Source organism: Streptomonospora sediminis (assembly GCF_054778995.1).
Window position 1 is genome coordinate 276333 of sequence record NZ_BAAGYZ010000005.1, and the last position, 11703, is coordinate 288035.

The window sequence follows — 11703 nt, forward strand, 5'->3', positions numbered from 1 at the left end:
CGTGTCCTCCTCGCTCAGTGCCCTGCGGCGGTGCCGCACGGCCGTCTGTGCCCGTGTGTGCGCCCGGGCCCGCACCCGGACGCGGTCAGGGCGCTACTTGGCTTCGCCGAGCTCCACCGGCACGCCCACCAGCGAGCCGTACTCGGTCCAGGAACCGTCGTAGTTCTTCACGTTGGCCAGGCCGAGCAGCTCGTGCAGCGCGAACCAGGTGTGCGACGAGCGCTCGCCGATGCGGCAGTAGGCGATGATGTCCTTGTTCAGGTCGACACCGGCCTCGGTGTAGAGCTGCCGCAGCTCTTCGTCGCTCTTGAAGGTGCCGTCTTCGTTGGCGGCCTTGGACCAGGGGATGTTGCGCGCGGTGGGCACGTGCCCGGGCCGCTGCGAGGTCTCCTGGGGCAGGTGCGCCGGGGCCAGCAGCTTGCCCACGAACTCGTCGGGCGAGCGGACGTCGACCAGGTCCTTGGTGCCGATGGCACCCACGACCTCGTCGCGGAACGCGCGGATCGAGTGGTCCTGTTCCTCAGCGGTGTAGGAGGTCTTCGCGCGCTCGGGCACGTCTTCGACCAGCTCGCGGGAGTCCAGCTCCCACTTCTTGCGGCCGCCGTCGAGCAGCTTGACGCTCTGGTGCCCGTAAAGGCGGAAGTACCAGTAGGCGTAGGCCGCGAACCAGTTGTTGTTGCCGCCGTAGAGCACGACGGTGTCGCCGTTGGAGATTCCGCGCTCGGAGAGCAGCTTCTCGAAGCCGGTGCGGTCGATGAAGTCGCGGCGGACGGGGTCCTGGAGGTCCTGCTTCCAGTCGATCTTGACTGCGTTGCGGATGTGGCCCTTGTCGTAGGCCGAAGTGTCCTCGTCGACTTCGACGAGCACCACGTTCGGGTCGTCGAGGCGAGCCTCCACCCAATCGGCGTCAACAAGGACGTCGGAGCGGCTCATGGGGAACCTCCTTGAATCATCTGTCTCGGTCGTGTGTTCCGCCGCAGGGGCGGTCGGTGCGGTACTGGTCGTCGGGTGTCGGGGTCGGTCGGGGCGCGGTCACGGGGTAGTACGGCTCGCCGGAGCGAGCCGGCGCATCAGCAGGTACATCTCGCAACCCAGGCACAGGCCGAAGGCGGCATTCAGGAAGGCGGCCAGCAACGCGAACGCCGTTGCGGCGATCCCCAGCCATGCCCCCGCGGCGAAGTAGCCGAGGAGGCCGATCAGCGCGAACACCAGCCCGACCGCCTGGGCGAAGCGCGGCGGGCCCGGATCCTCGGTTTCCTGCGGCGGTGCCAGCCGGGGCCGGACCAAGCGGGCGAAGAGCAATCCGTAGGGCGAACGCCGGACCCCGCCCGCGACCGCGATGGCGAACACCAGCGCTTGGGCCGCGAGCAGCCATGGATTTCCGGTGACGAGCACCAGCGCGAGAACGACCGTGGTGATAACGGCGGCGAAGCGCTGACCTCGCGGGTCGACCTGCATCGTGGCTTCCCACCCGGGTGAGTGCTGAAAGGAGTCGAGGGCGGTGCGCGAACGAGCGCGCACAGCGACCGGCGTTGCGGGGTCAGGCCCCGGGGCGATCGGCTCTAATGGTCAGCACGACAGAGCGCGGTGGCGACGTGGCAGAAATCCACGGCGCGCCGCTTGGTCAGCAACGGCTCTGTCAGGGAACTCACGGGTCAAATACTACGGGCTGGGCGGATGGATGTCACGGGTGGGTCCACTCACAAGCGCGCGATCGGGGCCTGAGCAGCGCCATGCAGCAGACCGGCGCCCGAGCCGCGGTCGGCAGACGGCGGTCAGGGGATCGCGGTGCCGAGGGCGGCGATGACGTCGGCCTTGCGCGGCTGCCCGCTGGCCCGCTGGGAGATCCGGCCGGCGGAGTCGAGCACCAGCACGGTCGGGGTACGCACGATGTCCAGGCGGCGCACCAGGTCCAGGTGCGACTCGGCGTCGACCTCGATGTGGGCCACCCCCTCGACCATGCCGCCCACCTCGTCGAGAATGCGCCGGGTGGCGCGGCAGGGCTGGCAGAAGGCGCTGGAGAACTGCACCAGGGTCGCGCGTTCGCCGAGGCCGCTGCCGAGGTCGGCGGCGGTGAGCGCGCCCTCCTGCGCCGGCTCCGCGACGCCTGTGGGCCGCCCTGGTTGACCGGCGTGCCCGGGCCGATCCGGTTGCCCTGCTTGCCGCGGCACCTGAGCCCCGTCCATGCCGACCGCCTCCTCTGCCGCTGCTTGGGTCGCCACGGGCCGCGAGCGCGGGCCGGCGCGTGCGGCGGCCGCGCGGAAGCGGCCGTCGCGCCGGCGCCGCAGCAGGCCGATCGCCGTACCGAGGACCAGCACCGCCGCAAGGGCGGTACCGCCTGCCAGGGTGTCGGCACCCAACGCGGCCGTGTCCACGACGCTACCGCTGCACGGCCGGGTCGGCGCCGACGAGCTGCACATCCTCGGCCTGGGCGGTGACCTCGACCCCGTTGGGCAGCGCCTCGATACCGGCGACCTCCAGCCCGAACGGCATCTCGGGCACGGGTACCTGCATCGCGAGCATGTCCTCGACCAGTCCCGTGTTGCCGAGCTGGTTCTGCCCGACCTCGACGTTGGAGGGGGTGACCGCGATGGTGTCGCCCTCGACGGAGACGTTCAGGTCGGCGGTCACCGGAGTGCTGTACTGGCCCAGCGCAAGGTCGCCCGACATGCGCGGTTTGCCGTTCTCGTTCTCGATGACGATGCCCTCCGGCAGCCGCTTCTGCAGCTCGCTGTAGGGCAGCATCACCTTGGCCTCGGCCGTGCCCGCGACCACGCTGGGCTGGGTCATCAGGTCCGACAGGGGCGCCTTGACGTCCCGGGCGGTGACATCGACGCGCTCCAACTGGACGTCTTCGACGACGATCGCGCCCGTGACGATGCGGATCCGGTCGTACTCGCCGCCGAACGCCTGGGTAAGGAAGGGGAAGCCGCCGATGGTGACCTCCGGTTCGGAGGACATCTCATACTGCTGCTCAACGCGGGAGGCGATTTCGCTCTCCGCGGCGTAGTGCAGGCCGCGGTCGGCAACGGCCACCACGATCAGCACGAAGATCAGAACGACGAGGAACTTACGCATCGGGCTACCAGCACGCTCCTGTTGGTTCCGGCGCCCCGCCCCGGCTCCGACGTCCGGCCGGCGGGCACGCCACGCGGCGTCGGAGGGCGCCCGGCTCAGTACTAGAAGGAAGGGTACTTCACCCGATTCGTCACTCCGGGTTCCGGGGGAATCTCCCAGCGAACTCTGACGAAGCACCCAGGCGGACAAGGCAAGCGGCGGACGGAAAATGCGGTTGAGGGCAACGCGGCGAAGGCAACGTGGGAAACGCCGTGATCCGGGCCCGCGGTGGCGATGCCGTACCGCCTCGCGCGCCGGTGCAGAGGTTAGCGCGGCATGAGCATGCCGGCCAGGTTGTCGGTCGCCGATGCGCCGGCGAGCGAGAGTTCGATCACGTTGGTGGCCACGACCGCACCGGTGCTGCGGCGGGTGAACTCGATGACGTGCGACTGCTGCTCGTGCTCTTCCAGCGCCAGGTCGTCGCGGTACATGGCGTAGACGATCCGCTGGAGGGGCGCGCTGGGCACGGTGTGGCAGGCGAAGAGCAGGGTGTCGGGTTCGCGCCGGGCGACCTCGTCGACCACGTCCTCGGCCGCTTCATCGAAGGCCTCGGCGCGGCCTTCGGCCAGCGTGTAAATGGTGATGATGCCGCGCAGCGGCTGCTGGCGCGGTGCGGGCCCGCCGGAACCGCGGCCCGCGCCATCGCGGCCGCCGCTTTCGTAGTCGTCGTAGCCGTACTCGTCGGGGCCGTCGTAGCCGTCCCGCTCGTCGTCGTACTCGTGGTCATCGTCGCGGTCGCGCCGCCGGCGCCTGCCCCACACACCGTCCTCCTCGTCGTCGTCGGCGCCGTCGCGTTGGCCGTCCTGGCCGCCGCCCGCCCTGGAGCGGCCCCGCCCCGCTCGGCGGCTCGGGCGCTCGCGCGGGGGGTTTACGGCCCGCAGGAAGCCGACCCAAAGGGCGGCGACCGCGCCGAGCATCAGTAATTGTCCGAGAACACCGAGGCCGAAGCGGCTGACCACGACCTCCAGCAGCACCGAGAGCGCCATCAGCCCCAGCACCGACAGTTCGTGCCGGGCCGATCGGGGCTGTTCGCCGAGCCGCCGCACCACCACGATCGCGCAGACCACCAGCGCCACCGCGGCGAAGGTATGCACCAGCGCCAGGGCGAATGAGGGGATGGTGTCGTAGTGCTCGCTCATGACCGGGTAGCCGTTGTCGAAACGGCCGCGCAGGCGGTCCATGGTGAGCACCACCAGCGGCACGACGCCCAGGGTGGTCACCACCAGGCGCGTGCCGAACCGCCCGCGTGCCGATGCGACCGAGTACTCCACGGCGCCCCAGGCCGTAAGCAGCGGCGCCAGCAGCCCGATACCGATCTGCAGGATGCGGAACGTGGCGCCGGAGAAGTCCAGCAGCGCACCGGGGAACGCCGCGCTCAGCGCGACCGCGAGGATGGCCGCCGCGGCCACCCAGACAGTCGTGAAGAGCCGCGGGCGCCGGGTGCCGCGGGCTATGAGCGCCGCGGTGGCGCTCCATGCCACCAAGGCGCAGACGAATGCCAGTCCAACCTCGACCATCCCGCTAATGATGGTGCACGCGAAGACCCAACCGTGAACCCGATCCGACAATCCTCCGCCCGATTTGCCGAGATCACTCCCTTTTGGAGTGAATCAGGTGTTTAACTTGTGAGTTACCTCACCGGACATCAAGCGGTTTCCGCTTCGTTGTACGGTCGTGCGCGCGAGGGTCTTAGGCTCGGAGGCATGTGGCGCTATCTCCGTCGAGACGACCGTGCCCGCGCCGCCGTCGCCGGAGATGCGTCCGCGGCCACCGCCCGGAGCCGGCGCGGCACCGGCCGCTCCGAGCACGCCTACGCCCGGCCGTTGCCGGCACCCGCGGCGGCGCCCCGCACGGGCACCCCCATCGCGTTTTTCGACGTCGACAACACCTTGATGCGCGGCGCCTCCATCTACCACTTCGCCCGCGGCCTGGCCGCCCGCGACCTGTTCACCACGCGCAACCTGCTGCGTTTCGGCTGGGGGCAGCTGGTCTTCCGGGTCAGCGGCACCGAACAGTCCCACCAGATCAACGCCGCGCGCGAGGCCGCGCTCGCCTTCGTCGCCGGGCACGACGTCAACGACCTCGTGGGGCTGTGCGAGGAGATCTACGACGACACCATGTCCCACCGGATCTGGGAGGGCACCCGCCGACTGGTCGAGCGCCACCTCCGGGCCGGCGAACGCGTCTGGCTGGTCACCGCCACACCCGTGGAACTGGCCGACATCATCAAGCGCCGGCTCGGCCTGGACGGCGCCCTGGGCACCGTCGCCGAAACCATCGACGGCGTCTACACCGGCCGCCTCGTGGGCGACCTGCTGCACGGTCCGGCCAAGGCCGCCGCGATCGAGTCGCTGGCCGACCACGAAGGCGTCGACCTGAGCACCTGCACGGCCTACAGCGACTCCAGCAACGACCTGCCGCTGCTGCGCGCCGTGGGCAGCCCCAATGCGGTCAACCCCGACGGCGCACTGCGCGACCACGCCTTTGCCCAGGGCTGGCCGGTGCACGATTTCCGCAGGCACCGCACCGTACTGCGGGTGGGCGTTCCCTCAGCGGTGGCCGGCGCGGTGGCGGGCGGCGTGACCGTCAGTGCGATGCGGGCGCTGCGCCGGCGCGCGGACCGGGGCTGATGGCCGCCGAGCGGCGCTGATCGGCACCGGCCGGCGGTGGCAGCCGCCTACCTGCGTTGGCCCTCCCGCGGACGGGTTCAGGCGCCCAGCGCCGGACGCGGCCGGTGCGTGCGGCCGCGGGCCGCGCCGCCGTGCCCGGCGGAGCCCCCGGCGCGCGCGGTCAGGTACGCCTCGAACGCCTCTTGCGAGGTGTAGGCCGGCGACCAGTCCAGCACGCGCTCCAGCTTGCTGAAATCCAGCACGCGGTCCGAGCACAGCAGCCGCAACTGGTCGGGCGAGTAGTCGAGCTCGCCGCGCCGGGCCAGCCCGCCGAGCATGCGCAGTCCGCGCTCGGGGACCGCGAAGCGGCGCCGCCCCACGCGCCGCAGGCACTGCGACAGCGGGAGCGAGCCGGACCCGGCGACGTTGAAGACCCCCGCGCCGCCGGCCAGCGCCATCCGGCGGACCGCTTCGACACCGTCGTCCTCGTGGATGAACTGCATCCGGGGGTCGTAGCCGCGCACCGTGGGCGCGAAGCGCATCGCGAAGTAGCGGGTCAGCGGGGTATCGACCGAAGGGCCGATGAAGCTGGCGAAGCGCAGCACGGCCACCGACAGGTCAGGGCGGCGGCGCTCCAGTGCGCCGGTGTGTTCCTCGACCTCGGCGGCGTTGTGCGCGTAGGCCGAGCGCGGCATGCTGCGCGGCTCGCGGTCCTCGGTGCACAGCAGCGGGTCGGCAACGCTCTGGCCGTAGACAGCGGCGTTGGACCGCACCACCAGGCGCGTGACGGCCGCGGAGCGCCTGCAGCCCGCGAGGAGCTGCATTGTGCCCAGCACATGGCCGTTGTCGGCGGCCGCCCGGCCGCCCGCGTTGCCGCCGGCGGGGGTGAGCCCCAGGTGGAGCACGGTGTCGGCACCGGAATCCAGGACGGCTTGACCCACATCGCCGCCGTGCAGATCGGCGAGGATGTACTCGACGGCCCTGAGCGGGTGGCGCGGGGGCGCGGTGTCGACACCCACGACCCGGTCGACTCCGGGTTCGGCGGCCATGGCCTCGGCCACCCGGGCTCCCAGATAGCGGGCGACCCCGGTCACCAGTACAACGCGGCCCATCTGACACGCCTCCACGAGTCGAGGGGGTTCTTTCCGCTGAAAGCCGGCAGAGCAGGGAGGAGGCCTCCGCGGCGACCGCTCCACAGCGGGACTGCGATGGCCGCCGCCGCGCACGGTTTCCGCGGAGAGACCGACCTCTGCTGCCGAACTCTCGGCTACTTCTTGTTGCGGCGCTGGACCCGGGTCCTCTTCAGGAGCTTGCGGTGCTTCTTCTTCGCCATGCGCTTGCGGCGCTTCTTAATGACGGAACCCATGCGGCTCACCTCTCGCCAGCGGACCAGATGACACGACGGCACGCCTCGCCCGCTGCGCATAGGGCAGCGCGCGTTCTGTGGCGGTACCGGCGGAAGAATGCGGCGGGATCCGTCCGTGGGACGGGCGCGCGCTAGCGCGCCGATGAAATACGCCGCACCCGATGGACCAGCCTACCCCGTCACGCAATACGGTCGGCGCACGAGGGCGGTTGCGTTGCCGCTGCGCGCCGTTGGGGACGGGGCCGGATGCGGCACGCCGCCTCGGTCGGCCGACGTGCTCACCGGGTCCAACACCGCGCGGGCCACCGGAAATTCCGCGGTTGCGGGCCCGGCGGCCGCGGAAGGCCCGGTTTGCCGGCGGGGCGCGCGGCAGCGCTGCTCAGGCCGCCGGTATCGGGCCCCTCCGCTCAGGCTCCCGCCTGCTCAAGCCCCGGGCAGGGCCAGCCTGCGGCGGTAGAGCCGGGCGGCCGGCTCGGTGTAGCCCAGGCCGACCAGCTTGTGTTCCTCGAAGGTCAACGAGGTCACGCTGGCCAGATTGCACTGCCGGCGGTCCGGGCGGTGCCACAGCCGTTTGCGCTCGGCCGCGCGGCGCGCCATCCAGATCGGCAGTTGGTGGCTGACGCACACCGCCTCGCGCCCCCACGCCTCCTTGCGCACCACCTTGATGACGTCGACCATGCGGGAGACGATGCGCGAGTAGGGCTCGCCCCAGGACGGGCGGAACGGGTTGTACAGCCGCCGCAGCACCTGCAGGTCGCGCACTGAGCGCGACGACAGGACCATGCCCTGGAACGTGTTCCCCGCCTCTATCAGCCGCTCGTCCAGCCGGATGGAGACCCCGAACTCGTCGGCGACCGGCCGGGCGGTCTCGGCGGCGCGGTCCAGCGGCGAGGAGTACAGGGCCGCGATGTCGCGTCCGGTGAACCACTCCGCCACCAGCCCCGCCATCTCCGCGCCGTTCTCGCTCAGGTGGAACTCCGGCAGCCTGCCGTAGAGGATTCCGTTGGGGTTGTGGACTTCCCCGTGTCTGAGGAGGTGGACAACGGTGGTCGTACTCATGGGCGGGCGACCGATTCCCTTCCGATCGTTGCGAGGCGGCGCTGCGGCGGACAGCAGGCGGCAGGCGGTCCTCGCCCGCGGCTGCGGAGCGCGCGCCGGACGCGGTCGAGCCGGCGCCGTTCAGCCGGGTATGCACCCAATTTATCGCCAGTCCGCCCTCAGGGCGCACCGCGGCCCGTTGCGGGGGCGGCGCAGTGCGGATCAATGCGGCCGGCCCCCGTTCCGGCGTTCCGGCAATGGGTTTGCCCTTCCAGCGCGTTCAGACCTCGGCGGCGGCCCGGGCCGCCCGGGGCAGGGCGCTGAGGATGCGGTCGACCGCGGCGTCGTCGTGCGCGGCCGAGAGGAACCACGCCTCGAACGCGGCCGGCGGCAGGAAGACCCCCTGGTCGAGCATTGCGTGGAAGAAGGCGGCGAACCGGTCGAGGTGCTGGGCGCGGGCCCGGTCGAAGTCGGTGACCTCCTCGCCGGTGAAGAAGACGGTGAACAGGCTGCCGCCGCGCTGGACGCGGTGCTCGACGCCCGCGGCGCTCAGCTCGCGGCCCACGGCGCTTGCGACCTGGTCGGCGGCGGCGTCGATGCGCGCGTAGACGTCATCGGTCGCGTTGCGCAGGGTGGCGAGCCCCGCCGCGGTGGCCAGCGGGTTCCCCGACAGCGTGCCGGCCTGGTAAACGGGCCCGGCCGGCGCCAGCAGGTCCATCAGCTCGGCGCGCCCGCCGAACGCCGCGGCGGGCAGGCCGCCGCCCATGACCTTGCCGTAGGTCACCAGGTCGGGTGCGACCCCCTCAAGCCCGTACCAGCCCGAACGGCTGACGCGGAACCCGGTCAGCACCTCGTCCAGGACGAGCAGCGAACCGTTGGCCGCGGCGATCTCCTTCAACCGCGCGTTGAAACCGTCCGTGGGCGGCACCACGCCCATGTTGGCCGGGCACGCCTCGGCGATGATGCAGGCGATGTCCTCGCCCGACTCGGCGAACAGCCGCTCGACAGCCGCGATGTCGTTGTAGGGCAGCACGACGGTGTCGGCTGCGCCGGCCCCGGTGACCCCCGGGGAGTCCGGCAGCGCGAACGTGGCCACGCCCGAACCCGCGGACGCCAGGAGCGCGTCGACGTGGCCGTGGTAGTTGCCGGCGAACTTGACCACCTTGCCGCGGCCGGTGGCGGCGCGGGCCACCCGGATCGCCGACATGGTCGCCTCGGTGCCGGAGTTGACCAGCCGGACCCGCTCGACCGGTGCGCGCGCCGCGATCTCCTCGGCGAGCCCGACCTCGCCCGCGGTCGGGGTGCCGTAGGAGGTCCCCTTGGCCGCGGCGGTGGTCAGCGCCTCGACGACGGCGGGATGGGCGTGGCCCAGGATCAGGGGTCCCCACGAACACACCAAATCGACGTAGGTGTTGCCGTCGACATCGGTGAGGTAGGGGCCCTGGCCCGATGCCATGAACGGCGGTGTGCCCCCTACCGCACCGAATGCCCGGACCGGGGAGTTCACCCCGCCGGGGACGACGGCACTGGCTCGCTGGAACAGCTCGGCGGAAGTCTCTCGTGTACCCACACTCCAAGTGTGTCAGCCGCAGCGGGGAACCGGTTCCCGGATACCCCGCAGCGGGCGCCCCTGTGTTCCGGGTCCCGCGCGGCAATAAGTAGGTTGAGACGGCACCGGCTGCCGACCGCAAAGGACGTGCCATGACCGAGGTCTTCGCAACCGCCGACCTGACCGACGAGCACGGCGACGCGCTGGCGAGCTGCGAGACGCAGTTCCGCCAGTTCGGCGCGCGCCGCGCCTTCCACGGGCCCATAGCCACGATCAAGTGCCACGAGGACAACGAACTCGTCAAAGAGCAGCTCAGCCAACCCGGCGAAGGCTGGGTGCTTGTGGTCGACGGCGGCGGGTCGCTGCGTGCTGCGCTGATGGGCGACCGCATCGCCAAGGCCGCCCGCGAGAACGGCTGGGCGGGCGTCGTCGTCAACGGGGCAGTGCGCGACGTCGCCGAACTGGCAGGGCTCGACCTGGGCATCAAGGCGCTGGGCGCCAACCCGCGCAAGTCCGCCAAGACCGGCGCGGGCGTACTGGATGCGCCCGTGGCGTTCGGCAACGTGGTCTTCGCCCCGGAGGCCTGGCTCTACAGCGACGACGACGGCATCGTGATCAGCGAGGAGAAGCTGGACGTCCCCGTCCCTGGGTAGCGGGCGCGGGGCGGGCGAGGGCGGGCAGGGAGCCGCAACAGCGGGCGGGCCGAAGTCGGGAGGACGGGTGGCGGCGCAGGAGCGGGTTCGCGCGACCGGCGGGGCGGTGGGGCCGCCGGTGCTGGGCCTCGACATCGGCGGTGTGATCATCCACCGGATGGCCGAGGACCAGGACACCTCCTTCTTCGGCGAGACCCCGATGCGCACACCCGCCGTCGCAGGAGCCTTCGAGGCGATCGCCGCCCTGGCGTCGGACCCGTTCCGCGACCGGGTGCACCTGGTGTCCAAGGCCAAGCCCGCCACCGCCGAGCGCACCTTCCGCTGGCTCGCCTTGCACGGTTTCAGCCGGCGCACCGGCGTGGCTGAGGACCATGTGCACTTCGTCCTCGAACGCGCGGACAAGGCGCCGGTGTGCGAGCGGCTGGGCATCACGCACTTCGTCGACGACCGGCTCGACGTACTGCGCCACCTCGCCGCGGTGCCGCACCGCTACCTGTTCACCGGCGGAGGGGGCGCGGCGGCCGCACCCGGCGGACTGCCGGAGTGGGCGCAGCAGGCCGCCACCTGGCCGGAACTGGCGGCGGCCATCCGCCACTCGGTGGCCGCGAGGCCCTAGCCGTACGGCGCTGCGGCGCTGCGGCGCTGCGGCGCTGCGCCCCCGCCCCGCCCCCGGCTCCGGCTCAAGCGGGCAGGAACTCTTCGCAGGCGTCGGCGAGGATGTCGAGGACGGCGATGGGGTCGGGCAGGTCGGACTCCCGAAGGGACTCGTGGGGGGCGCGGATCCAGGCCACCGGGTTGCCCGAGGGCAGCATGGAGGGCGCGGCCAGCACGTAGCTGTCGCGGCAGTGCCAGCGCAGGCCCGGGGTGTCCTCGACGGTCTCGGGGACGCAGTCGAGGTGGCAGGACCACCATTCGTCCTCGTCGACCGGTGAACGGGTGGCCACGTAGAACAGGTAGCGCTGGGCCTCGACCGCGGCGACCGGGCCGGTGTGCACGCCGGCGCGGCCCATGCGGGCCAGCGCCATGACACCCGCCCCCGCCGGAACGTCGAACACGTCGAAGACCCGCCCGGTGGGCAGGATGACGTTGGCGTCGGGGGTCGCGCTCCACCACCGGGTGATGGTGGCGGGGTCGGTGGTGGCCTCGATCCCCCAGGTGGCCGACACGGGGTGGGCGCCGGGGTCGGGGCAGCCCACCCGGTCGCAGCCGCAGGCGCGCCCGCCCGCACCCGATGGCGCCGCACCGCGGCACACCGGCCACCCGAGCGCCGCATAGCGCTGCGCCGCGCTCAGCATGCCGTCCACCGGCCGGCGGCGTTTCCGCCGTTGCAGGACCTCGGCCACGTTTTGCCTCCCCGTTTCCCTTATCGCC

13 protein-coding genes are annotated in these 11703 nt (G+C 71.8%); 3 read left to right on the forward strand and 10 right to left on the reverse strand.

The window, feature by feature from the left end; all coding sequences use genetic code 11:
• Window positions 1-93 precede the first annotated feature (93 nt).
• The 5 genes from ACYVD5_RS01830 to ACYVD5_RS01850 all read right to left on the reverse strand — a co-directional run bounded on the left by ACYVD5_RS01830 (window position 94) and on the right by ACYVD5_RS01850 (window position 4634).
• Window positions 94-933 (reverse strand): sulfurtransferase, encoded by an 840-nt coding sequence (locus ACYVD5_RS01830; RefSeq protein ID WP_460999076.1) that lies wholly within the window; start codon window positions 931-933, stop codon window positions 94-96.
• Between the two features lie 99 nt (window positions 934-1032).
• Window positions 1033-1458 (reverse strand): DUF4395 domain-containing protein, encoded by a 426-nt coding sequence (locus ACYVD5_RS01835; RefSeq protein WP_460999077.1) that lies wholly within the window; start codon window positions 1456-1458, stop codon window positions 1033-1035.
• A 317-nt stretch (window positions 1459-1775) separates the two neighbouring features.
• Entirely contained in the window at window positions 1776-2033 is a 258-nt protein-coding gene (locus ACYVD5_RS01840) for a thioredoxin family protein (RefSeq protein ID WP_460999250.1), read from the reverse strand.
• Between the two features lie 346 nt (window positions 2034-2379).
• Complete coding sequence (locus ACYVD5_RS01845; protein WP_460999078.1) at window positions 2380-3078, reverse strand: LmeA family phospholipid-binding protein; 699 nt, start codon at window positions 3076-3078, stop codon at window positions 2380-2382.
• A 305-nt stretch (window positions 3079-3383) separates the two neighbouring features.
• Entirely contained in the window at window positions 3384-4634 is a 1251-nt protein-coding gene (locus ACYVD5_RS01850; protein WP_460999079.1) for a putative quinol monooxygenase, read from the reverse strand.
• A gap of 186 nt (window positions 4635-4820) precedes the next feature.
• On the opposite strand from ACYVD5_RS01850, the gene ACYVD5_RS01855 reads away from it, so the two are divergent.
• Window positions 4821-5747, forward strand: a complete 927-nt coding sequence (locus ACYVD5_RS01855; protein WP_460999080.1) for an HAD family hydrolase — start codon at window positions 4821-4823, stop codon at window positions 5745-5747.
• A gap of 77 nt (window positions 5748-5824) precedes the next feature.
• On the opposite strand, the gene ACYVD5_RS01860 is transcribed toward ACYVD5_RS01855, so the two are convergent.
• The 4 genes from ACYVD5_RS01860 to hemL all read right to left on the reverse strand — a co-directional run bounded on the left by ACYVD5_RS01860 (window position 5825) and on the right by hemL (window position 9700).
• Entirely contained in the window at window positions 5825-6838 is a 1014-nt protein-coding gene (locus ACYVD5_RS01860; RefSeq protein ID WP_460999081.1) for an NAD-dependent epimerase/dehydratase family protein, read from the reverse strand.
• Between the two features lie 155 nt (window positions 6839-6993).
• A complete protein-coding gene (locus ACYVD5_RS01865; RefSeq protein WP_003948845.1) occupies window positions 6994-7092 on the reverse strand; it encodes a 30S ribosomal protein bS22 in 99 nt (32 codons plus the stop codon).
• Window positions 7093-7515: 423 nt separating this feature from the next.
• Window positions 7516-8151, reverse strand: a complete 636-nt coding sequence (locus ACYVD5_RS01870; protein ID WP_460999082.1) for a histidine phosphatase family protein — start codon at window positions 8149-8151, stop codon at window positions 7516-7518.
• Window positions 8152-8410: 259 nt separating this feature from the next.
• Window positions 8411-9700, reverse strand: a complete 1290-nt coding sequence (gene hemL / locus ACYVD5_RS01875; protein ID WP_460999083.1) for a glutamate-1-semialdehyde 2,1-aminomutase — start codon at window positions 9698-9700, stop codon at window positions 8411-8413.
• A 131-nt stretch (window positions 9701-9831) separates the two neighbouring features.
• On the opposite strand from hemL, the gene rraA reads away from it, so the two are divergent.
• Window positions 9832-10332, forward strand: coding sequence for a ribonuclease E activity regulator RraA (rraA, locus tag ACYVD5_RS01880; RefSeq protein WP_460999084.1), 501 nt, complete (start codon window positions 9832-9834; stop codon window positions 10330-10332).
• A gap of 67 nt (window positions 10333-10399) precedes the next feature.
• Entirely contained in the window at window positions 10400-10948 is a 549-nt protein-coding gene (locus tag ACYVD5_RS01885) for a hypothetical protein (protein ID WP_460999085.1), read from the forward strand.
• Between the two features lie 64 nt (window positions 10949-11012).
• Here ACYVD5_RS01885 and ACYVD5_RS01890 read toward each other — a convergent pair whose 3' ends face one another.
• A complete protein-coding gene (locus ACYVD5_RS01890; RefSeq protein WP_460999086.1) occupies window positions 11013-11675 on the reverse strand; it encodes a bifunctional DNA primase/polymerase in 663 nt (220 codons plus the stop codon).
• Between the last annotated feature and the right edge of the window lie 28 nt (window positions 11676-11703).

Excerpts from the sequence above, each read along its gene's own strand:
- ACYVD5_RS01845 (WP_460999078.1), bottom strand. The coding sequence starts at position 3,078 with ATGCGTAAGTTCCTCGTCGTTCTGATCTTCGTGCTGATCGTGGTGGCC.
- ACYVD5_RS01830 (WP_460999076.1), bottom strand. The coding sequence starts at position 933 with ATGAGCCGCTCCGACGTCCTTGTTGACGCCGATTGGGTGGAGGCTCGC.
- ACYVD5_RS01855 (WP_460999080.1), top strand. The coding sequence starts at position 4,821 with ATGTGGCGCTATCTCCGTCGAGACGACCGTGCCCGCGCCGCCGTCGCC.
- ACYVD5_RS01870 (WP_460999082.1), bottom strand. The coding sequence starts at position 8,151 with ATGAGTACGACCACCGTTGTCCACCTCCTCAGACACGGGGAAGTCCAC.
- ACYVD5_RS01860 (WP_460999081.1), bottom strand. The coding sequence starts at position 6,838 with ATGGGCCGCGTTGTACTGGTGACCGGGGTCGCCCGCTATCTGGGAGCC.
- ACYVD5_RS01865 (WP_003948845.1), bottom strand. The coding sequence starts at position 7,092 with ATGGGTTCCGTCATTAAGAAGCGCCGCAAGCGCATGGCGAAGAAGAAG.
- rraA (WP_460999084.1), top strand. The coding sequence starts at position 9,832 with ATGACCGAGGTCTTCGCAACCGCCGACCTGACCGACGAGCACGGCGAC.
- ACYVD5_RS01850 (WP_460999079.1), bottom strand. The coding sequence starts at position 4,634 with ATGGTCGAGGTTGGACTGGCATTCGTCTGCGCCTTGGTGGCATGGAGC.
- ACYVD5_RS01835 (WP_460999077.1), bottom strand. The coding sequence starts at position 1,458 with ATGCAGGTCGACCCGCGAGGTCAGCGCTTCGCCGCCGTTATCACCACG.